Genomic DNA, 20,607 nt, shown 5'->3' with positions numbered 1-20,607 from the left:
ACGCTGTTGAGTACGAACATGTTCCGAGGCCGCATCACTTGCTTCTGACCTGTGAGAAGTGACCGATCAACTTCGCGACGATGTTGAGGATCGCGATCAGCAGGATCAGGGTCAGCGCTGCGCCCCAGATGCGGTTGGTGCCGGCGTCGGTGGGGTTGTTCATCTCGGCGACCATGACGGAAGGCAGAGTACCCATTTCGCCGTTGAACAGATCGAAGTTGATGAACGGCGCGTAGCCGACGAGGATCAGCAGCGGTGCGGTCTCACCGAGCACGCGGGCCAGGGCCAACATGACGCCGGTGATGATGCCGGGAAGTGCCGTCGGCAGAACGATTTTCGAGATGGTCTTCCACTTCGGCACACCGAGCGCGTACGACGCCTCTCGCAGATCCATCGGGACGATGCGCAGCATTTCCTCGGTGGAGCGGATGACGACCGGGACCATCAGAAGGACCAGAGCCAGTGACACGGCGAACGCGGACTTGGGGAAGCCGAAGGTCGCGATCCACAGGGCGTAGATGAAGAGCGCGGCCACGATCGACGGAACACCGCTGAGGATGTCGACCATGAACGTGGTGAGCTTGCCGAGCTTCGACTTCCGGTCGGCGTACTCCACCAGGTAGATCGCGACGAAGATACCGAGCGGGATGGAGAAGACCGCGCACACGATGCCTTGCAGCAGGGTGCCGATCAACGCGTGATAGATACCGCCGCCGTCGGCCGACGCCGTCAATCCGCTGAGCGAGTTCGTGAACCACGTCGGCGACGTCAGAGCGGGCAGGCCCTTGGCGATGACCGTGAAGAGCACCCAGACCAACGGGATGAGCGCGATGACGACTGCCAGGCTGACCAAGATGGTCGCGATGACGTCCTTGGCGCGACGACGGGCACCGACGCCTTGGAAAGTGGGGGCCTTGACCGGCCGGTCCAGAGTGGAGGTCATAGGTCAGTCCTTCTTTCCGGCGATCACTGCGCGGGCAGCCGCGTTGACGACGAAGGTCAGTACGAACAGCACCAGTCCGGCGGCGATGTACGCGCCTGCCTGGATGTCGTTGTTGAACTCCGCGTAGCCGAGGGCGATCTTGGAGGCGATGGTCGAGCCGCCGTCGAACAGCGACCAGCCGAAGGCCTGAGAGGTGGTGCGCAGGATCAGGTACAGCGCCATCGTTTCACCGAGTGCGCGTCCGAGACCGAGCATCGATCCGCTGATGTAGCCGGACTTACCGAACGGGATGACCGTGGTGCGCACAACTTCCCAGCGCGTGGCGCCGAGGGCGAGTGCAGCTTCGATCTGTGATCGCGGGGTCTGGATGAACACCTCGCGGGTCACTGCGGTGATGACCGGAAGGATCATCACGGCCAGGACGATGCCTGCGGTGAAGATGGTGCCGCCGCCGGTGATCGATCCGCTGCCGTCGGCGAAGAGCGGGAACCAGCCGAAAGTCTTGTTGAGCCACACTGCGACAGGGGTGATCGCCGGTGCGAACACGAGAAGCCCCCACAGGCCGTAGACGATGGACGGCACTGCCGCGAGGAGATCGATCGTGTACGACAGCGGCCGGGTGAGCCACTTGGGTGAGTACGAGGTCAGGAAGATCGCGATACCCAGTGCGATCGGCATCGCGAGCACCAGCGCGAAGAGCGAGACGAGGACCGTGACCTGGAAGAGGTCGAGGACACCGAATGCCATCTCGTTGATGTTCTGCGTCACCCACTGGGAGCTGGTCAGGAAGTTGACCTGGTTCCGGCTCAGTGCGGGGATCGCCCGCCAGATCAGGAACGCACCGATCGCCGCGATGACGACGGTGATGAAGATGGCCGAACCGGAAGCGAGCGAGCTGAAGATGCGGTCGCCCGGACGGGTCACGGTCTTTGCTGTGCCGGTACCCGGGCCGTCACCCTTCGGTGACTGCTCGGTGGCCTGGGCCTTGGTGGAAGTAATCGTGTCCTCCGTGGTGCCGTTCGGACCGCCCACCCCGGCCCCGCTGGTTGCGGGGCCGGGAGAACGAGATGTCGAGGTGATGGGCGCGTCACTCATGTGCGCTCACGTTCCTTCACGTCTGAATGTAGATCCATGGGCTTGTCCGCACGAGTCCGCAGGTCAGCTCAGCTGATTGCCGAGATGGATGCGTTGAGTCGATCCTGGACGTTCGAGGGCAGCGGAACGTAGCCCTGCTCGGCCAGGTTGGCCTGTCCCTCGTTTGCTGCGCTGGTCAGGAACGACTTCACAGCTGCGGAGGTGTCGGCGTCGTAGCCCTTGGAGCACACGATCGAGTAGGTGGCGAGCACGAGCGGGTACGCGCCGGCTTCGTTGGTCTTGAAGATCGACGCGAGGTCGAGCGTCAGGTCGCCGGTGGCGTCGGACTTGAACTTGGCACCGGCGATCGACTTGGAAGCCGAATCGTTGGTCAGTGCGACTGCCTCGGAGCCCGTGTTGATCTCGGCAACCGAGAGCTTGTTCTGATCCGCGAACGACTTCTCGACGTAGGTGATCGAACCCGGTGCGGTGGATACTGCCTGTGCTACTCCGGCCGAACCCTTGGCGCCCTCACCGACGCCACCGGTGAAGTCGGAGCCTGCACCCGAAGTCCAAGCACCGTTCGACGCTGCGTCGAGGTACTTCTGGAAGTTGTCCGTGGTGCCCGAGGAATCGGAGCGGATCACGGCAGTGATCTTCTCGTCAGGAAGCTTTGCTCCGGAGTTCAGCGCGGCGATTGCCGGATCGTTCCAGTTCGTGATGCCACCGTTGAAGATCTTCGCGAGAACCTCTGCGTTGAGAACGAGCTTGTCGACGCCGTCGAGGTTGTATGCAACTGCGATGGGGCCGAAGACGAGGGGAAGGTTCCAGGCTTCGCCGCCGACGCAACGCTCCTTGGCCTTGTCGGCCTGCTCGTCCTTGATGGCCGAGTCGGAGCCCGCGAAGTCGATCTGCTTGGCGATGAACTGCGTACGTCCGTCACCCGAACCGCTGGGGTTGTAGGCGACGTTGACCGTCTTGCCCTTTTCCTGGCACACGGAGATGTAGGTGGCGACGAACTGGTCCATGGCGTTCTTCTGTGCCGAGGAACCAGCGGCAGAGAGGTTGCTCTTGCCTTCGCACGTTGCCTTCGATGAGGACGCGTCCACACCCGTCGACGACGAGTTGTTGTCGCTGCCACATGCGGCCAAGGTCATGGCGCCCACGGCCACTACACCGAGCAGGGCACCACTGCGCTTGAGATTCACCAAGATCCTCCGGAAATCGCTACCGCCACGCCCACGATCGGGCGGCGACATGAGATGCAAAATGATTGAAATCTGCATCAGGCAACACGGCGCTGCCCACAGAGAAAAGTAGGCGGGCGCGGTGTCCGGTTGGACCACACATGGTTAACGGAGAATGAACAGACCAGACATTTCTGCGTGTTCGACTGTGACGTCAGCGCGCGCGGGCGTAAGCCATGTCCACGTGGAACCGATCGAAGCCGAGACGCTCGTACGTGTGCAGGGCGGCAGTGTTGTCGCCTTCGACGTACAGAAGGACGGTTCCGAGGCCGCGATCACGCAGGTAATGCATGCCCGCAAGGGTCAGCACTCGGCCGAGGCCGCGTCCCTGCGCCGCAGGATCGATGCCCACGACGTACACCTCACCCAGTTCGGGATCGTCACCTTCCGGCGCGTGCACCTTGGTCCAGTGAAAGCCGAGAAGAGTATCGGGATCGGTGTCCGCGAACGCCATGAACAGACCGGCGGGATCGAACCACCCTTCGGCCGTTCTCTCGTCGATCTCCGACTGGGTCCAGCCGCCCTGCTCGGGATGCCAGGAGAACGCCGCATTATTGACGCGAAGGATCTCGGAATCGTCTTCGGGTCCGCGATACGTCCGCATCGTTACACCTTCGGGCACAACGATTTCCGGAAGCTGCGGAGCATCGAGAGGTCGACGCAACTGGAGGAGCTCACGCACACTGACCAGATCGAGACTCTTGGCGAATTCCACTGCAGCGTCTATGTTTCCGTGCGCCCAGACGCGCGTGCCTGAACGACCCTCGTCGAATACCGCTGCGGCAAGCCTGGTTCCGATGCCGCGGCGCCGTGCCTGCGGGTCGACCACCAACTCCGCCATGTCAGGATGCTCGTCCGAACCGGCTTGCAGCTGTGCGTAACCGACGACGCCCTCACCGTCGAATTCGAGGAAGTGTCGTGCTGCACCTCGTCCAGCAACGGCATGGCGCCCCTGCTCCGAGACCGGCGCCTTGCCGTCGAACTCGGTCGCGCGATCGAGCAGCGCGGAAACCTGCTCGGCGGATCCGGCCGGCAGCGAATCGGTCCAACCCACGTCAGACCACCGAACCGTCGGCCGCATCGTAGTCGACGTCTTCGTCGTCCTCGAACTGAACGGGAGCAGCAGCGCCGCCCTTGGCCCTGGTCGGACGCACTGCCTTGTATCCGACATTTCGGACTGTACCGATCAAGGACTCGTATTCGGTGCCGAGTTTCGCCCGCAGACGACGCACGTGGACGTCAACCGTCCTGGTGCCACCGAAGAAGTCGTAACCCCACACTTCCTGCAACAACTGCGCACGGGTGAATACCCGCCCGGCGTGCTGCGCGAGGTACTTGAGCAGCTCGAATTCCTTGTAAGTCAAATCAAGGGGCCGTCCACGCAGTCGTGCCGTGTACGTCCCCTCGTCGATAACCAATTCGCCCAGCGTGATCTTTCCCGACGCTTCCGGACTGGCCACACCGCCGCTGCGGGCGACCAACAACCGCAATCGGGCGTCCACCTCCGCCGGACCGGTACCGGGAAGCAGGATGTCGTCCAGCCCCCAGTCGGCATTGACTGCGACGAGTCCGCCTTCGGTGAGTACGGCGACCACAGGTACTGCAGATCCCGTGCTTCCGAGCAGTCGACACAAACCGCGCGCGGCAGCAAGATCGGTGCGCGCATCTACCAACGCCACGTCCGCGGAACTCGCTTCGAGAAGCGAGGAAACCTCTGTGGGGGCAGGCCGAACCGAGTGCGCCAGCAACGCCAACGCCGGTAGTACAGCTTCCGGGTTGGGGTCGGAGGTGAGGAGGAGCAGTTCCACACGGCCTCCTATCTAGTAGCCCGCGCAACCCGCGAGGGCAACGCTCGAGTAGTTCGACGCTTTTGGTCGGTCACTACATTAGCGTGCCTGGTACCGGGGCCGTCGCATCGAACCCCGACCGGAGTCCGTCACAATGGTGCGGTGCGCAAACTGATCATCGGCATCGTCTTCCTCCTCGGCCTCGGACTGGTGGCCGATTTCGGCGCTGCCGCGTACGCCGAGTACCGGGTTTCCCGCGAGCTCCGAACCGGCGCGTCACTCGAGGCGGACCCCGAGGTCACCTTCAACGGGTTCCCCTTCCTCACCCAGGCACTCGGTGGGAAGTACAAGGACGTCTACGTCAGAGCCACCGGCGTCCAGAGCGACGTGGTCGGCGAAGTGACCGTCGAGGCCAACCTGCGCGGGGTCACCGTGCCCTTCTCCGACATCGTGAACGGCAACGTCACCCAGCTCCCCGTCGACAAACTCGACGGCCGGATGGGAATCAACGCCACCGACCTCGGAAAGTTGCTCAACATCCCTGACCTGCAGGTATCTTCGCCGCCGGCCAACAAGTCGGACGGCACCGGGGGCAGCGGCGGAACGGGCGCCAGCACCGCGGGCGCCGTCGTGCTGACCGGAACGGTTGCCGTCGGCCCGGTCGAGACTGCCGTGAGCGTGCAGGCCAACCTGGTTCTGGAAGGTGGGCAGGTCAAGATCGTCGCCAGCAACCTGTACTTCGGTCCTGAGGGCAAAGCCGATTTCTCGATCCCCGCGGCTCTCGAACCCGTAGTCCTCGGATTGTTCAGCTACACGATCGACCCGCAGGCACTCCCCTACGGAATCCAGCCGAGCCTGGTCTACGCGGAAGGCGGAAGAATCGTGATCGAAGGCAGCGCCGAAAACACGACGATCGATCTCGCAGAGCTGCAGAACCGATGACCGGGATCACAATTCTGCTGGTCGCGCTCGTAGCCGTCGTCGCGGTCGGACTCTTTCTCAAATCGCGCAACGGAGCGGTCCGAGCCACCACCACGTCCGCAGCCAGCGGCACCGACAGCCGCCTCGAACTGCTGAGCGCCGCCGGAGTCGCATCGCCGAACGGCGGACCCGTCGTACTGCATTTCTCCGCCGACTGGTGCGGACCGTGTGCAGCAGTACGGCGCGTCGTCGGCCAGGTCGTGGTTTCGATGGCCGACGCTCCCCGTCCGCCGGTGGAGATCGAACTCGACATCGACAAGGAACCGGCCCTGGCACGCGAAATGAGCGTCCTGTCCCTACCCACCACCTTCATCCTCGACGGTGGACTCGACGAACAGTTCCGAGTGTCAGGAGTGCCGTCCGCAGCCGACCTGAAAGCTGCGCTCGTACCACTATCCGGACCCCACGAGCCAAAATCCGAGAATTCGGGGTAAACTCGCCGACGTGCAAACCCGCCACGAGCTGATGCTCACCCGACGCCGCGCAGTAGACCTGTGCCGCCTCGGGGGCTGTTGCTGTACCTGTTGCTGATCACCACATCCGTCAGATCTCTCTGACCTTCGAGCTTTCGCTCACGTGATCAATTCACCGAACGGGACTTTTGCGTCCCCGTTTTCTCGGTCCAGGCAAGCACCATGCAATCCAGCGCAGGAGCACTCCCGATGTCCACAACCACACCCCAACTCGAGCAAGTCGACGTCCGCGGACCTCGATTCGCAGCATGGGTCACCACCGGCGTTCTCGTACTCACGCTCATTCTCTCGACCTTCTCACTGCCCGCCGCCACAGTGCTTCTCGCCCTGCAGGCGATCGTCTTCGCGGTCGGAGCGGTACTCGGTCCCAAGCGCAGCCCGTACGGCCAGATCTTCGGCAAGCTCGTCGCGCCGCGAATCTCGCCGGTCAGCGAACGCGAACCCGTAGCGCCACTTCGCTTCGCGCAGTTCGTCGGCTTCGTCTTCGCACTCGCCGGCACGGTCGGTTTCCTGGCCGGGTCGACCATCGTCGGCACCGTTGCCACCGGCTTCGCCTTGTTCGCGGCCCTGCTCAACGCCGCGTTCGGTATCTGCCTCGGCTGCCAGATCTACCCACTCGTCGCAAGGCTGCGAAATACCGGCCGCGCTACCACCGCGTGAAAGCGCTTGCCACACAACCCTGCTGAACCCCTGCTAGATATCGACCGATGCAAGACCACATCGAAAGGAACACCATGGCTCGCTCCGACGTCCTAGTCTCCGCTGACTGGGCTGAGCAGAACCTCAACACCCCCAAGACCGTTTTTGTCGAGGTGGACGAGGACACCAGCGCATACGACGGCGGCCACATCGAGGGTGCAGTCAAGCTCGACTGGCGCAAGGACCTCCAGGACGGCGTCCGACGCGACTTCCTGAACCAGGAGCAGTTCTCGGATCTGCTGTCCGCCAAGGGCATTGCGAACGACGACACCGTCGTTCTCTACGGTGGCAACAACAACTGGTTCGCCGCATACGCGTACTGGTACTTCAAGCTGTACGGCCACCAGGACATCAAGCTGATCGACGGCGGCCGCAAGAAGTGGGAACTCGACGGACGCCCGCTCTCCAAGGATGCCGTCAACCGCGAAGCCACGCAGTACAAGGCCGAGACCCCCGACTTCTCGATCCGCGCATTCCGCGACGAGGTCATCGACGCCATCGGCAGCAAGAACCTCGTCGACGTTCGCAGCCCTGACGAGTTCTCCGGCAAGATCCTCGCCCCCGCGCACCTTCCGCAGGAGCAGGCACAGCAGCGCGGCCACGTCCCCGGCGCCATCAACATCCCGTGGAGCACCACCGCCAACGAGGACGGCACCTTCAAGTCGGACGACGACCTCGCCAAGCTGTACGCGGAGAAGGGCTTCGACGACACCAAGGAAACGATCGCCTACTGCCGCATCGGCGAGCGCTCGAGCCACACCTGGTTCGTCCTGCAGGAGATCCTCGGCAAGAACAACGTCAAGAACTACGACGGCAGCTGGGTCGAATACGGCTCACTCGTCGGCGCACCGATCGAATTGGGAGCCTGATCATGTGTGGAGCACCTACCCAGGGCCAGACCCTGCCTGCCGGCGTCGACGTCGAGAAGGAAACGGTCATCACCGGCCGCGTTCTCGCAGCTGACGGCCAGCCCATCGGCGGCGCATTCGTGCGTCTGCTCGACGGCTCCGGAGAGTTCACAGCCGAGGTCGTGGCGTCGGGAACCGGCGATTTCCGCTTCTTCGCCGCTCCGGGCGAGTGGACTGTGCGTGCGCTGTCCAGCTCGGGCAACGGCACCTCCACCGTCGCTCCCGAGGGCTCGGGCGTGCACAACGTGGACGTGACCGTCAGCAAGTAATTCCTGCTTTCTCAGGCGGCCCCGCACCCCTTCGGTGCGGGGCCTTCTGCATTCCGGCGCCCGATTTTTCCGGTCGGTCGCCGCGGTCTAAGATGTACCCGTGGTCATTTTCTTCGAGGTACTCCTCGCACTCGCATCCGTCATGATCGCTTGGTTCTCCGTGTACGTCGTGTACCGCTTGGTCACCGACGAGTCGTGAGCCAGGCTCCGGATTCAGGGTCCGACGCGACCGCTGACGATTCCGCCGCTGCAGGTGCCGTCAGGCGCGGCAGCGGGGATGAAGCTGTCGCCATCGCCGTCGAGCGCTCCAAGTCGACGGCGTCGCTCAACATTCCGACCCTGCCGGACCTTCCGTTGCCCGAGGACACCGCAAACCTGCGCCTCGGCCCGGACATCAATCCCGAACTCCTCGCACTACTCCCCCTCGTCGGCGTCTGGCGCGGCGAAGGCGAAGGACACGACGAGACCGGCGACTACGCCTTCGGTCAGCAGATCGTCATCTCTCACGACGGTGGCCCCTACCTCAATTGGGAGTCCCGGTCCTGGCGTCTCGACGCCGAGGGCGAGTACGTGAGCCCCGATCTGCGCGAGAGCGGTTACTGGCGCATGGGCGGCGACGGCATCCCCGGCAGCGTCAACCAGGAAGTCGTCGAACTCCTGCTCAGCCACAGCTCCGGCGTCGTCGAAATGTACTACGGGCGCGCACTCACCCAGGCATCGTGGGAACTTGCCACCGACGTGGTGATCCGCAGCCAGTCCGGTGCACTGTACGGCGGCGCGAAGCGTCTGTACGGCATCGTCGAAGGCGGCGACCTCGCGTACGTCGAAGAGCGGATCATGTCTGACGGTGGCCTGGAACCGCGTCTCTCGGCGCGGCTGACGCGCTATATCGGCTAGTCCTGCTGTGCGCCTTTATTAACCCCCGGCGGTTAATAAAGGCGCACAGCAGATTTATCCACAGGCACCGTCAAATTCCACAAGCGAGCTTCCGTGCGGCATCTTCGGCCGATTCCTGTCGGACTGCGATCTCACGGTATTCGCATGAGCTGCGACTACATCGATCCTGATCTCCGAAGACTCTTCGACTTCCAACACGGACTCGCGACCAATAAACAACTGCGCCCTTTCGGCTATTCGCCGCGGCGCATCCAACATCTGGTCGAATCGGGTCAATGGACGACCGTCCTCCACGGTGTTCAATCCAGTACCAACGGCCCACTCAACCGAGCAATGATTCTCGAAGCTGCACTTCTGTTCGGCGGCGGTGAAACATATCTGAGTCACCGGACTGCTGCCGAAGAGTGGGGACTCACACACATCGAGTCCGAACTGCCGGTCCACATCACGGTCCGATACGGCCGATCCTCGCGCTGTCAGAATCCGACGTTCAGACCTGAACGCTCCCCGACGCGCCCCGTTCCGTTGGGGTGGTCCACTGCTCATCCCGGAGTGATCGTTCATCGTTCACGCGCTCAAGCCCATATCGGGGTTGCCACTCAGCCTGCTCGTACGTCGCTGGCCGACACCGCAATCGACCTGGCGGTGGCAGAGCCGTCAGCTCGCGACGCCGCTCGTTCTCTGGTCCGCTCGGCCACGGCGTGCAAGGTGTCGCAGATGGCGCTACGCACCCGAATGGAGTGCCGCCGGCCGAGGCGATATGTCAAAGCGCTGTCCTCGACACTGGACCTCTTGGATCGCGGCGTCCAGTCAGTACTCGAACATCGCTACGCAATCGAAGTCGAGCGCGCACACGGTTTGCCGGAAGCACGACGACAATCGCCGGTCCTCGTTGATGGGAGAACCCTCTACGAGGACGTGGACTACCGCAATTGCGGTGTCGCACTGATCGTTCGACTCGACGGATTTGCCTTCCACTCTTCTCGGGCGATTGCACTGCGTGATCGTCGGCGAGGAAACGCATCCGAACTGTCAGGCAACGCCACACTGGTCTTCGGTTGGGAAGAGGTGGAGGGAGCCTCGTGCCGAACTGCAGCCGAGGTCAGAGCGGTCCTCGAGCGCGGTGGATGGTGGGGGCCTAATCCTTGTCCACGCTGTGCGCCTTTATTAACCGCCGGGGGTTAACAAAGGCGCACAGCACGAAGCGACCCCCGAGCCACACCCTCGCTTTCGCGGGGGTCCCGGTCGGACTGATCGGGGGCTCGGGGGTCGGGTGGCTGCCTGGGATTCGCCGGCCGCTCGCGCGGTAAGTGAATTCCGTCAGCGATTGCGGCTAGCTGGCAGCCACCTCACGCGTCCGTCTGTACTTCAATTTCAGACCACCTCCTTCCTTGTGTACTGGAGAAAGTACGCCCACTTCACGATGACGGCAACGTATTTTCCACAGAAACTTTTCCGACGCATATCACCTGGTCAGCTCCCGTACCGGCCGGAAGTTGGTGAGTGACGACAACAACCGTTCGCGAAGAATCGACCAGCATTCCGTCACGATCGAGCAACTCCCGAAGCAACTGAGCGCCGGCCTCCGCGTCCATGTGCTCGGTCGGCTCGTCGAGCAGCAGCACCTCCGCGGGCGAGACGATCGCGCGTGCCAACAGCAACCGACGACGCTCACCGCCCGAAACCGCTCGCATACCGCCGACCAGGTAGGTGTCGAGCCCGTCCGGCAGTTCCGCCAGCCAATCGCCGAGACCGACTGCGGCAAGTGCTTTCTCCGCGTCCTCGACGGTGAGGTCACCGCGTGCAACGCGCAGGTTCTCGAGTACCGACGTCTCGAAGAGGTGTGCGTCCTCGGCGAAGTACCCCACGTGACGACGCAGCTCGGCCGGATCGACTTCCGAAACATCCACTCCGCCAACGCGAACTGTTCCCGCGACGGGCGGCAGCAGTCCCGCCATCGTCATCAGCGCAGTGGTCTTTCCCGATCCGCTCTCGCCGATGACGGCAACACGAGCACCGCGAGGAAGATCCACCGACAGCGGTTCGGTCACCTTCCCCCCGGGCCAACCCGCCCGCAACGCGTGCACGCCCAGGACCCCGTCCTCCGGCCACGCACGGTCACCTTCGACGTGTTCCTCGTCCGCTCGATCGAGAACCGCCATGATGCGCGCCGACGCCAGTCGCGCCTTGGTCAACGCTACCGCTGCGCTGGGCAGTATCGCGGTTCCCTCGAAAGCCGACAAGGGAAGCAGTACAAGGATTCCCATGGACATCGGTGACATGTCGGTGGTTCCGTAGAGCGCGATTCCGATCAGTAGAGCCCCGAGGACGCTCACGCCGATTGCGAGAGGCGTCGCAGCGGCGGCAAAGGCACTCGGTACCGCCGCACGATCGGTCGCGTCGACCACCTCGTTCTCGGCGGAGACAGCCTCGCTCACTGCTTGATCCAAGCGGCCCGATACCCGAAGCTCGGCAGAATGGTCGAGGGCCGTCACCGCAGACTCGCTGAATCGAACTGCGGCAGCTGAACTGTCGGCTTCGGCGAGTCGAGCAGCACGAGCCGACAGCCAGGGTGCCGCGATCCCGGACACCGCCAGCGCAACAGCGAGAATGAGCGCGGCCGGAACGGAGATGAACAACAAGATTCCCACCGCAGCGAACGCGAGGACAATCGAAACCGCAATCGGGATCAGTGCTTTGACGACGACGTCGCCCAGCGCGTCCACATCGGCGCCGGTTCGTGAGAGCAGGTCGCCGCGTCGCAGTCCGGCAGCGGCCGCGGGATCTCCCGCTGCCAACTGCTGGTAGATCCTCGATCGCGCTGCGGTGGTGCCGCGCAACGCGACGTCGTGCGTCGTCAATCGCTCGAGATAACGAAAGACACCACGCGAGATTCCCAATGCGCGTACGGCAACCACCGCAACGCTGAGGTCGAGAACGGGAGGCATCTCCCAGGCCCGCGTGATCAACCACGCGGACAGCGCGGCCAAGGCGAGGGCGCTGCCGAGTGTTGCGACGCCCGCCGCTACCGCCGTCAGTACTCGTCGTGGCCGAAGTTCCAGTAGCCGCAGAGCACGCAGGAGCGGATCGTGAGTATCACTTCTCATGAGCGTGTACCTCGACGATCCGGTCAGCCGCGACGAGCACACTCGGACGGTGGCCGATCACGACCACGGTGTCGCCGCGCTCCGCTCGTGCTCTCAGAGAAGCCAACACTGTCCCTTCCGAATCGGAGTCGAGGTGAGCGGTGGGTTCGTCCAGGACAAGAACCGCGCGGTCGGAGGCGAGGACGCGTGTCAGGGCCAGGCGCTGCCGCTGCCCCAACGACAGACCAGTGCCGCCGACGCCGATCACGGTCTCGACGCCCGCAGGCAGCTCGGCCAGTACCGCGTCGAATCCCGTCGCGGCCGCAGCTCGAGCCAACGCCTGCGACTCGACAGCCCCGGTGAGATCGAGGTTCTCGCGAATGGTGCCGGGCAGGAGGACCGGATGTTGCGGTAGCCAGGCCAACTGACTCCACCACGCGTGCTCGTCCAGGTCTCGGACATCGACGCCGGCGACGGTCACGCGCCCACTGCTCGGTTCGATCAACCCGAGTAGCGTGTGCACTGCCGTCGACTTGCCGGAACCGTTGGGACCGGTGAGCACCGTGATCTTTCCTGGAGACGCAACGGCGGACAGTTCAGACGGCGCTACTCCCCCACGAGAGGCCACACCGATGCCGTCGAAGACGATGTCGGCGCCGCGAGCGACTACAGTCGTCCAGCCACCCTCCGGCGCAGCAGAATCGGCCTCGATAACCTCGAATGCCTTGTCGGCTGCGGCCATTCCGTCCTCGGCGGCATGGAACTGGGTTCCCACCATTCGGAGCGGCAGGTACACCTCGGGCGCGAGGATCAGCGCGACTATCCCCGGCTCGAGTGTCATGTCCCCGTACACCAGTCGCAGGCCGATGCTCACGGCCACCAATGCAACGCAGAGTGTTGCGAGAAGTTCCAACACCATCGAGGACAGAAACGCGACGCGGAGGGCGGACATCGTCGTTCGCCGATGAGCGTCACCGAGTTCACGGACGCGCTCGGCAGGACCTTGCTGACGACCGAGCGCCCGAAGCGTCGGCAAACCGGCAAGCAGATCGAGCAGTTGCGAAGACAACGTGGTCATCGCTGCCAGCGTCTTCTCCGACTTACCCTTTGTCAGCAAGCCGATCAGAATCATGAAGATGGGGATCAGCGGCAGCGTCACGAAGATGATGACCGCAGACGTCATGTCCTGCACCGCAATGACTATCAGGGTGATGGGTGTCAGCGTCAACGACAAGACCAGAGCCGGAAGGTATCCCGTCAGGTACGGGCCAAGACCGTCGACACCGCGGGTGACCACGGTCGCGATCTCGTCACGCCGAGGATCGAGATCGCGAGGACTCATCGCCGTCGCCGACGTCAGCACGCCGTTCTTGATCTCGGCAACGACGCGAGTCGACGCCCGGTGCGCATACCTGGTCTGCAGCCAAGTCCCCAGAACTCGGACCGCCACAGCTGCGCCTAGAACAACCAATTCGGTTGTCCACGAGGAAACATCCACAGTTCGAGTGGTGATCACTCCGGCCAGCACCCGGCCGATCATGAGCGCCGCGACGATGACCATCACGACGTCCACCATCGACAGAGCAACAGTCAGGATCAGATAGCCGCGCGCAGAAGCGGAATGTCGCCACAGCCGCGGGTCGATCGGCCCCCGGCGACGCTCCCGAGTGGTGGGAGCGTCGCCTACTTCGATAGTCACGTGAATTCGACCGTCAGTTCTTTCGTGATTCGAATCTTTTGTGATTGCGGGTTTGCCACTACCACGTCTTCTCCTTGAATCGCAGGCCGATCGACGCCGGAATCTGCTTGGAGGAGATGCGTTGACGGAACACCCAGTACGTCCAACCCTGGTAGATGATCACCACCGGCGTCATGAATGCCGCGGCCCACGTCATCACCTTGAGCGTGTACGGACTCGACGACGCGTTCTCGATGGTCAGGCTGTATGCCGGATCAAGCGTCGACGGCATGACGTTCGGGAACAGCGAGGCGAACAGCAGCACGACAGTGGCGATGACGGCCACACAAGTGAGAACGAAGGCCCAGCCTTCGCGCTCGGCCCGCGTCAGGAAGACGACGCCGATCAGAGCGGCAGCAGCGGCGGCTACCAGAATCCACGTCCATCCCTTGCCGTAGGCGAGTTGCGTCCACAGGACGAATCCGCCGGCAACCGGAATAGCTGGAATTGCCAGCCGTGCAGCAATTTTCACGGCATCTTCACGAACCTCGTCGGCACTCTTGAGCGCCAGGAACACAGCGCCGTGGAGAGCGAACACCAGCGCGGTGGTCAGACCGCCGAGCAGTGCGTAAGGATTGAGCAGATCGAAGAATCCCGACTCGACCTGCTTGTCGGCGTTGATCGCCACGCCCCGAACGATGTTCGCGAAAGCCACGCCCCAGAGAACTGCCGGGACCCAGGAGCCGAAGATGATGCCCCAGTCGCAACGCTGACGCCATTTGTCGTCGTCGATCTTGCTCCGCCATTCGATGGCGCAGATCCGAACGATCAAGGCCACCAGGATGATCAGCAGCGGTAGATAGAACCCGGAGAACAACGTCGCGTACCACTCCGGGAATGCCGCGAACATCGCGCCACCGGCCGTGATCAGCCACACTTCGTTGCCGTCCCACACCGGGCCGATCGTGTTGAGCGCCACCCGTCGACGCGTATCGGCCGGGAGGTCACTGCCTCTGCCGACGATCGGCATGAGCATTCCGACACCGAAGTCGAACCCTTCGAGGACGAAGTAACCGATGAACAGTACTGCGACGAGCACGAACCATACTTCTTGAAGTCCCATGATCGCCTCCTAGTACGCGAACGACAGTTGTTTGGGCTTGTCCGGATCTTCCGGCTCGTCATGATCTGTATCGCCCGGCGGATGCATGTCGTGCTCCAACGGGCCTTCCTTGGCGTATCGCACGATCAGCTTGAACCAGACGACACCCAGCGCTCCGTACAGGAGGGTGAAGGTGATCAGCGAAGCCCAGACGGTCGCCGATGCGTGGTCCGAAACACCTTGGTCGACAGTGAGTCTGATCATGTCGACGCCGGTCGGGTTGGGATGCACCACCCAGGGCTGACGGCCCATCTCGGTGAAGATCCAGCCGGCACTGTTCGCCATGAACGGAGTGGGAATCGCGACGAGGCTGAGGATTCCGAACCACTTCTGGTCCGGGACTCGCCCCTTGCGGGTGACCCACAGTCCCGCGAGAGCCAGTGCGGCCGAACCGGCGGCAAGGCCGATCATGGCGCGGAAAGACCAGTACGTGACAAAGAGATTCGGTCGGTAGTTGCCCGGTCCGAAGTCCTGCTCCGCCTGCTCCTGCAGTTGGTTCACGCCTTGCAGTTCGACGCCGGTGAACTTGCCCTCGGCCAACCATGGCAGAACGAACGGCACCTTCAGAACGTGCGTCACGCTGTCACAGTTGTTGTGAGTGCCGATAGTGAGGATCGAGAAATCCGGATCCATCTCGGTGTCGCACAGCGATTCCGCCGACGCCATCTTCATGGGCTGCTGCTGGAACATGAGCTTGCCTTGGACGTCACCGGTGTAGATGATGCCGATTCCGGCCACGATCATGACGAGCAAGGCGAATCGTGTTGCCGGGCGGTACATCGTGCGCGCATCGGATTCGAGGCGCTCGGCTTCGGCGGCCTCAGCCTGCTTGGCGCGGCGCATGTTCCGCACCATCCACCAACCACTGATGCCGGCTACAAACGTCGCCGCCGTCAGGAAGGCGCCGGCAACCGCGTGCGGGAAGGCCGCGAGAGCGGTGTTGTTGGTCAACAACTCCCAGATGCTGGTGAGCTCGGCACGACCCGTTTCAGGGTTGTACGTCGCACCGACCGGATGCTGCATGAACGAGTTGGCCGCGATGATGAAGAACGCCGACGCGTTGACGCCGATCGCCACGAGCCAAATGCACGCCAGGTGTGCAAGTTTGGGCAGCCTGCCCCAACCGAAGATCCAGAGTCCGATGAAGACGGACTCCATGAAGAAGGCGACAAGGCCTTCCAACGCGAGTGGAGCTCCGAAGACGTCACCGACGAATCGCGAGTACTCGCTCCAGTTCATGCCGAACTGGAACTCCTGCACGATGCCGGTGGCTACACCGAGTGCGAAGTTGATGAGGAAAAGCTTGCCGAAAAACTTGGTGAGCCGATACCAGTGGTCCTTTTTGGTGACCACCCACATCGTCTGCATGATCGCGATCATCGGTGCAAGTCCGATGGTCAGCGGAACAAGGATGAAGTGGTAGACGGTAGTGATACCGAACTGCCACCTGGAGACGTCCAAAGTATCCATTGGCTACTCCGAGAGTAGGGCCCTGGGACAGGCTTCGGGGTTCGAGACGCGGGCAGTCGCTCGGCCCCTGCGGACACGGTACTGCTGTCCGGTTTGGACCGCAGGACTTTGCTACTACCAAATGTAGTAGAGACCTGTCGCGATTCCTATTCGCCTATCGCCCTGCCGAATCCGAATCAATTGCACGTTCAACCAATTCCGCGAATTCCTCAGAGACCTTCGGCTCTGGCAATGCGAGCCCGTCGAGTGTATGGACGCGCGCGGCCAACGTGACGCTCGAAACCAGCCACACTCCGTCGGCCGCAATCAAATCCGCAGGTCGGAGGGTTTCGTATCGGCAATCGAAGCGCGCACTGCCGGCAACGTCGAACAGAGCACGCTGCGTCGTACCCATCAAAATGCCCTGTGCAGGAGGAGGTGTGATCAAAGTCCTGTCCCGTACGATCACCACCGTCGAGCGTGGCCCCTCCAACACATTGCCCTCGGAACTGACGAAGATCACATCGTCAGCACCCAAATTCGCCGCATATCGAAGCGCAGCCATGTTGGTTGCGTAGGACAACGTCTTCGCGCCCAGTAGCTGCCAAGGTGCCCGGGCAGAGAGATCGACGGAGAAACCTCGCTCGAGAGTCATCACCGACAGCCCCGATTCACGGACCTGCCTGACCCGATCAGCCACCGGGCCGACCATCACGAAGGCTGTCGGCTTGTCACCGCTCTCACGGCCGCGGGTCAGAACAAGACGAAGAGCGCCTTCCTTCTCTGTCCCCCACTCCTCGGCTGCCATCTCGATCGCCAGACGCCAGTCATCGAGAACCGGAGCGGGCAGACCCAGCGCCCGCGCGCTCAGAACCAGTCGACTCAGATGTCCCTCGACCACCCGCGCTCTACCGTCGCGCACCAACAGCGTCTCGAAGACTCCGTCGCCGCGCACCACCGCCAGGTCGTCGGCGTGCAGAAACGGTGCGTCAGCATCGAGCACCTCATGGTCGAGAGTCACCAATACGCGATCAGGCATGCCATCAACCCTAACGATCCGCCGAGCCGCCGGGGCCGCCCTGTAACCGCGATCCCGCCCACACTCCTAGACTGGTCTTGTGGTCGACAACGCTCTTGTGCCCAACAGCCCACTTCTGACTTCCCCCGGCGCGGTCACCGCACCGGACGGTTCGGCCGACATCGGTGTCGCATGGCACTACGGCGATCCCCTCGGTGAACAGCGAACCGCGCAGCGCGCAGCAGTGGTGGTCGACCGCAGTCACAGATTCGTGATCGCCATTCCCGGCGACGAACGCCTCACCTGGTTGCACACGATCTCGAGCCAGCACATCGCCGCGCTCCCCGACGGCAAGAGCGCCGAAAATCTGAGCCTGGACGTCAACGGACGCGTCGAGCACCACTTCGTGCAGACAGACTTGGCAGGTGTCACCTGGATCGACACCGAGGCCGACCGCGGACCAGACCTCCTCTCCTTCTTGAAGAAGATGGTGTTCTGGTCCAAGGCCGAACCCCGAGACGGCAACGAACTCGCGGTCCTGAGCCTGATCGGACCCGAAGCGTCCACTGTCCTCGCCGCACTCGAGGTTCAGACACCCACCGAGGCCTACGACGCTCTCGCGTTTGCCGACGGCGGATTTGTCCGCCGCATGCCGTGGCCCACCGAGAACTCTTTCGATCTCCTCATCCCACGTGAGCAATTGGCGGCGTGGTGGACCAAGCTGATCGATGCCGGCGCGAAGCCCGCCGGAAGTTGGGCCTTCGAGGCACTTCGCGTCGAAGCGACGAGGCCGCGCCTCGGACTGGACACCGACGATCGGACGATCCCGCACGAGGTCCACTGGATCGGTGGGCCGGCCGAGCACGGCGCCGTCCACCTCGACAAGGGCTGCTACCGCGGTCAGGAAACCGTCGCCCGGGTTCACAATCTCGGCAAGCCCCCGCGCCATCTCGTCATGTTGCACCTCGACGGCAGCGCCGAAGCCGTCCCGGAACCGGGTGACCCGATCACGGCGGGCGGACGAGCCGTCGGACGCGTCGGCACCGTTGTCAATCATCACGAACTCGGCCCCATCGCGCTCGCTCTGATCAAGCGCAACATTCCGGTCGACACCGAACTCATGGCCGGACCCAGCGCCGCGTCCATCGATCCGGACTCGATCGTCGCGGACGACGCACCCCAGGCCGGACGTGAGGCTGTCAACCGATTGCGCGGAAAGTGACGGGCACCGTTGACGCGGTCTGCGTCCTCCACACCGAACGTGACAGTGGCGTCAGGCGCGTCCCGCGAACCGCGATCGACAAGCGTCCCGTCGACGGCCGCGTCGCTGTCGGCCGACTCGGACTCGGCGGCGACTACGTCTGCGACACCGAGTTCCACGGCGGCGCCTTCCAAGCTGTCTACGCCTATCAGCGCGACGAAGCCCAGCGTTGGTCGGACGAATTGGGCCGACCTCTCGGCCCCGGATGGTTCGGCGAGAATCTCCACATCAGCGGGATGCTCGTCACGGACGCCGTGATCGGCGAGCGCTGGCACATCACCGGAGCCGAGGCGTCGGACGTTCTCGAACTCGAGGTGACCGCTCCCCGCGTCCCGTGCGGCACGTTCGGCATCTGGGCCGCGGAGAAGGGCTGGGTCAAGCGATTCACCGAGCGGACCGACGTCGGCGCCTATCTTCGCGTCAACCGGACCGGCACGATCGCCGCGGGCGACTCGGTCACCCGAGTCCACGTTCCGGATCACGGAGTGACTGTTCGCGAGGTCTTCGCCGGAACGGACCCCGAGCGGCTTCGACGTCTGCTCGCAGAACACACCGATCTTGCACCGAACGTCACCGCGCGTGTCCAGAGGTTCATCGAACAAGCAGAAGCGCAGGTGCACTCGTGAGTATCGAATTGGTGGAAGTAGTCCGCTCCGGATTCCGCGAATGCGTGCACCGCGGATCGGCCGTCATTCTCGGCGCCGACGGCGAGGTCGTTGTCGGACTCGGGGAAATTCACACACCTATCTACCCCCGCTCCGCGAACAAGCCGCTGCAAGCCGTCGCTGCGCTTCGTAACGGCTTTGCACCCACCAGCCCGGAAGAGTTGGCCATCGCGTCGTCCTCACACGCGGGCGAGGCCGATCACATCGAACTGGTCGCCGCGCTCCTCGCTCGCTACCAACTCGGCGTCGACCAATTGCAGTGCCCGTCCGACCTCCCGGGCAACGAACTGGCCCGAGCCGAACTGATCGCCGCGGGCGAGCTTCCCAGCCCTATCTACATGACCTGCTCGGGCAAGCACTCCGCGATGCTCGCGACGTGCGTCGTGAACGACTGGCCGCTCGAGACGTACATGGAGCCGACTCATCCCCTGCAGCTAGCGATCCAGGAGACGATCTTCGATCTCAGTGGCGAGGAAGAACAGGAACTCGGCATCGACGGTTGTGGTCTCCCGATCGTGCCGCTCTCGCTCACGAACCTGGCTCGGGCATTCGGACGCCTGCCCTCGGCTGAGCCCGACTCCCCCGAACGAGCGGTGGCCGACGCGGTCCGCGAGAACCCCTTCCTCGTCTCGGGCACGGGCCGCAACGATCAGCGTCTGATGTCCGCAGTGCCGGGTCTGTTCTCCAAGACCGGATACGACGGCATCTACGCCGGAGCGCTTCCCGACGGTTCCGCTTTTGCCCTCAAGATCGACGACGGTCACGAGCGGGCGCTCCTGCCCTTGGCGGCAGCTCTGCTCAAGCGTATGAACACGGAGTGGACCGAGGAGTTGGCGGCCCTCGCGTCCGCTCCGGTCTTCGGCGGCGACGCCCGAGTGGGGACGATTCGCGCAATTCCGGGAAACTTCTGAGCAGTTCTCACAAAGTTCTGACGAGTTCTTTCAGCATCCTGGCAGCTCGCGGCCATAGTGAGAGCAATCAGACACGGCGGTGAGGCCTTCGTGGAAGCG

The 20,607-nt window shown here is 63.4% G+C and carries 21 protein-coding genes; 11 read left to right on the top strand and 10 right to left on the bottom strand.

What is annotated here, in order from left to right:
• Window positions 1–34: 34 nt before the first annotated feature.
• The 5 genes from pstA to ACFWEM_RS06090 form a co-directional block, all read right to left on the bottom strand.
• Complete coding sequence (gene pstA, locus ACFWEM_RS06110; RefSeq protein WP_003940100.1) at window positions 35–943, bottom strand: phosphate ABC transporter permease PstA; 909 nt, start codon at window positions 941–943, stop codon at window positions 35–37.
• Between the two features lie 3 nt (window positions 944–946).
• Window positions 947–2,038, bottom strand: a complete 1,092-nt coding sequence (pstC, locus tag ACFWEM_RS06105) for a phosphate ABC transporter permease subunit PstC (RefSeq protein ID WP_378531991.1) — start codon at window positions 2,036–2,038, stop codon at window positions 947–949.
• Window positions 2,039–2,106: 68 nt separating this feature from the next.
• A complete protein-coding gene (gene pstS, locus ACFWEM_RS06100; RefSeq protein WP_378531989.1) occupies window positions 2,107–3,225 on the bottom strand; it encodes a phosphate ABC transporter substrate-binding protein PstS in 1,119 nt (372 codons plus the stop codon).
• Between the two features lie 193 nt (window positions 3,226–3,418).
• Entirely contained in the window at window positions 3,419–4,318 is a 900-nt protein-coding gene (gene mshD / locus ACFWEM_RS06095) for a mycothiol synthase (RefSeq protein WP_378531987.1), read from the bottom strand.
• A 1-nt stretch (window position 4,319) separates the two neighbouring features.
• On the bottom strand, window positions 4,320–5,072 hold the full coding sequence (locus ACFWEM_RS06090; protein WP_003939728.1) for a response regulator transcription factor: 753 nt from the start codon (window positions 5,070–5,072) through the stop codon (window positions 4,320–4,322).
• 141 nt (window positions 5,073–5,213) lie between these two features.
• Here ACFWEM_RS06090 and ACFWEM_RS06085 point away from each other — a divergent pair, with 141 nt between their 5' ends.
• The 8 genes from ACFWEM_RS06085 to ACFWEM_RS06050 all read left to right on the top strand — a co-directional run bounded on the left by ACFWEM_RS06085 (window position 5,214) and on the right by ACFWEM_RS06050 (window position 10,463).
• Window positions 5,214–5,993: an LmeA family phospholipid-binding protein gene (locus tag ACFWEM_RS06085; RefSeq protein ID WP_347874593.1), complete on the top strand. Its 780-nt coding sequence runs from the start codon at window positions 5,214–5,216 to the stop codon at window positions 5,991–5,993.
• Complete coding sequence (locus tag ACFWEM_RS06080; RefSeq protein WP_378531985.1) at window positions 5,990–6,466, top strand: thioredoxin family protein; 477 nt, start codon at window positions 5,990–5,992, stop codon at window positions 6,464–6,466. Before ACFWEM_RS06085 ends, ACFWEM_RS06080 begins: the two co-directional genes overlap by 4 nt.
• Before the next feature lie 10 nt (window positions 6,467–6,476).
• On the top strand, window positions 6,477–6,563 hold the full coding sequence (locus tag ACFWEM_RS06075; RefSeq protein ID WP_350318872.1) for a putative leader peptide: 87 nt from the start codon (window positions 6,477–6,479) through the stop codon (window positions 6,561–6,563).
• Window positions 6,564–6,694: 131 nt separating this feature from the next.
• Window positions 6,695–7,165 carry a DUF4395 domain-containing protein gene (locus ACFWEM_RS06070; protein ID WP_124567684.1) on the top strand — a complete coding sequence of 157 codons (471 nt, stop codon included), beginning with the start codon at window positions 6,695–6,697 and terminating at the stop codon, window positions 7,163–7,165.
• A gap of 74 nt (window positions 7,166–7,239) precedes the next feature.
• Entirely contained in the window at window positions 7,240–8,073 is an 834-nt protein-coding gene (locus ACFWEM_RS06065) for a sulfurtransferase (protein WP_003939859.1), read from the top strand.
• 2 nt (window positions 8,074–8,075) lie between these two features.
• Window positions 8,076–8,381: a DUF1416 domain-containing protein gene (locus tag ACFWEM_RS06060; protein WP_003939797.1), complete on the top strand. Its 306-nt coding sequence runs from the start codon at window positions 8,076–8,078 to the stop codon at window positions 8,379–8,381.
• A 291-nt stretch (window positions 8,382–8,672) separates the two neighbouring features.
• Window positions 8,673–9,278, top strand: a complete 606-nt coding sequence (locus ACFWEM_RS06055; RefSeq protein ID WP_378532754.1) for an FABP family protein — start codon at window positions 8,673–8,675, stop codon at window positions 9,276–9,278.
• A gap of 144 nt (window positions 9,279–9,422) precedes the next feature.
• Complete coding sequence (locus ACFWEM_RS06050; RefSeq protein ID WP_378531982.1) at window positions 9,423–10,463, top strand: type IV toxin-antitoxin system AbiEi family antitoxin domain-containing protein; 1,041 nt, start codon at window positions 9,423–9,425, stop codon at window positions 10,461–10,463.
• Between the two features lie 233 nt (window positions 10,464–10,696).
• Here the strand turns inward: ACFWEM_RS06050 and cydC are convergent, their stop codons facing one another.
• From cydC to ACFWEM_RS06025, 5 genes are all read right to left on the bottom strand, one after another.
• On the bottom strand, window positions 10,697–12,385 hold the full coding sequence (gene cydC, locus ACFWEM_RS06045; RefSeq protein WP_378531980.1) for a thiol reductant ABC exporter subunit CydC: 1,689 nt from the start codon (window positions 12,383–12,385) through the stop codon (window positions 10,697–10,699).
• A complete protein-coding gene (gene cydD, locus ACFWEM_RS06040) occupies window positions 12,375–14,063 on the bottom strand; it encodes a thiol reductant ABC exporter subunit CydD (RefSeq protein ID WP_378531977.1) in 1,689 nt (562 codons plus the stop codon). Before cydD ends, cydC begins: the two co-directional genes overlap by 11 nt.
• A 58-nt stretch (window positions 14,064–14,121) precedes the next feature.
• A complete protein-coding gene (cydB, locus tag ACFWEM_RS06035) occupies window positions 14,122–15,165 on the bottom strand; it encodes a cytochrome d ubiquinol oxidase subunit II (RefSeq protein WP_003939727.1) in 1,044 nt (347 codons plus the stop codon).
• Window positions 15,166–15,174: 9 nt separating this feature from the next.
• Entirely contained in the window at window positions 15,175–16,674 is a 1,500-nt protein-coding gene (locus ACFWEM_RS06030) for a cytochrome ubiquinol oxidase subunit I (protein ID WP_378531975.1), read from the bottom strand.
• Between the two features lie 154 nt (window positions 16,675–16,828).
• A complete protein-coding gene (locus ACFWEM_RS06025; RefSeq protein WP_378446594.1) occupies window positions 16,829–17,692 on the bottom strand; it encodes an aminodeoxychorismate lyase in 864 nt (287 codons plus the stop codon).
• Between the two features lie 79 nt (window positions 17,693–17,771).
• On the opposite strand from ACFWEM_RS06025, the gene ACFWEM_RS06020 reads away from it, so the two are divergent.
• From ACFWEM_RS06020 to ACFWEM_RS06010, 3 genes are read left to right on the top strand one after another with little or no spacing between them, the layout of a single operon-like run.
• The gene (locus tag ACFWEM_RS06020) at window positions 17,772–18,893 is read left to right on the top strand and encodes a YgfZ/GcvT domain-containing protein (RefSeq protein WP_378531973.1); all 1,122 of its coding nucleotides are present in this window, start codon (window positions 17,772–17,774) and stop codon (window positions 18,891–18,893) included.
• Complete coding sequence (locus ACFWEM_RS06015; RefSeq protein WP_378446596.1) at window positions 18,890–19,558, top strand: MOSC domain-containing protein; 669 nt, start codon at window positions 18,890–18,892, stop codon at window positions 19,556–19,558. The genes ACFWEM_RS06020 and ACFWEM_RS06015 overlap by 4 nt, the downstream gene beginning before the upstream one ends.
• Complete coding sequence (locus tag ACFWEM_RS06010) at window positions 19,555–20,508, top strand: asparaginase (RefSeq protein ID WP_378531971.1); 954 nt, start codon at window positions 19,555–19,557, stop codon at window positions 20,506–20,508. The genes ACFWEM_RS06015 and ACFWEM_RS06010 overlap by 4 nt, the downstream gene beginning before the upstream one ends.
• Window positions 20,509–20,607 lie beyond the last annotated feature (99 nt).

Source organism: Rhodococcus sp. NPDC060176 (genome assembly GCF_042728675.1).
In the GTDB taxonomy this organism is placed as follows: Bacteria; Actinomycetota; Actinomycetes; order Mycobacteriales; family Mycobacteriaceae; genus Rhodococcus_F.
Note: the sequence above shows the minus strand (reverse complement) of the source record. Positions and strands in the feature narration are given on the sequence as shown.

What these genes read in the sequence shown, in the direction of transcription:
- ACFWEM_RS06025 (WP_378446594.1), bottom strand. Translation starts at nt 17,692, where the DNA reads ATGCCTGATCGCGTATTGGTGACTCTCGACCATGAGGTGCTCGATGCT.
- ACFWEM_RS06050 (WP_378531982.1), top strand. Translation starts at nt 9,423, where the DNA reads ATGAGCTGCGACTACATCGATCCTGATCTCCGAAGACTCTTCGACTTC.
- ACFWEM_RS06080 (WP_378531985.1), top strand. Translation starts at nt 5,990, where the DNA reads ATGACCGGGATCACAATTCTGCTGGTCGCGCTCGTAGCCGTCGTCGCG.
- ACFWEM_RS06060 (WP_003939797.1), top strand. Translation starts at nt 8,076, where the DNA reads ATGTGTGGAGCACCTACCCAGGGCCAGACCCTGCCTGCCGGCGTCGAC.
- pstA (WP_003940100.1), bottom strand. Translation starts at nt 943, where the DNA reads ATGACCTCCACTCTGGACCGGCCGGTCAAGGCCCCCACTTTCCAAGGC.
- ACFWEM_RS06070 (WP_124567684.1), top strand. Translation starts at nt 6,695, where the DNA reads ATGTCCACAACCACACCCCAACTCGAGCAAGTCGACGTCCGCGGACCT.
- cydB (WP_003939727.1), bottom strand. Translation starts at nt 15,165, where the DNA reads ATGGGACTTCAAGAAGTATGGTTCGTGCTCGTCGCAGTACTGTTCATC.
- ACFWEM_RS06065 (WP_003939859.1), top strand. Translation starts at nt 7,240, where the DNA reads ATGGCTCGCTCCGACGTCCTAGTCTCCGCTGACTGGGCTGAGCAGAAC.
- pstC (WP_378531991.1), bottom strand. Translation starts at nt 2,038, where the DNA reads ATGAGTGACGCGCCCATCACCTCGACATCTCGTTCTCCCGGCCCCGCA.
- cydC (WP_378531980.1), bottom strand. Translation starts at nt 12,385, where the DNA reads ATGAGAAGTGATACTCACGATCCGCTCCTGCGTGCTCTGCGGCTACTG.
- ACFWEM_RS06030 (WP_378531975.1), bottom strand. Translation starts at nt 16,674, where the DNA reads ATGGATACTTTGGACGTCTCCAGGTGGCAGTTCGGTATCACTACCGTC.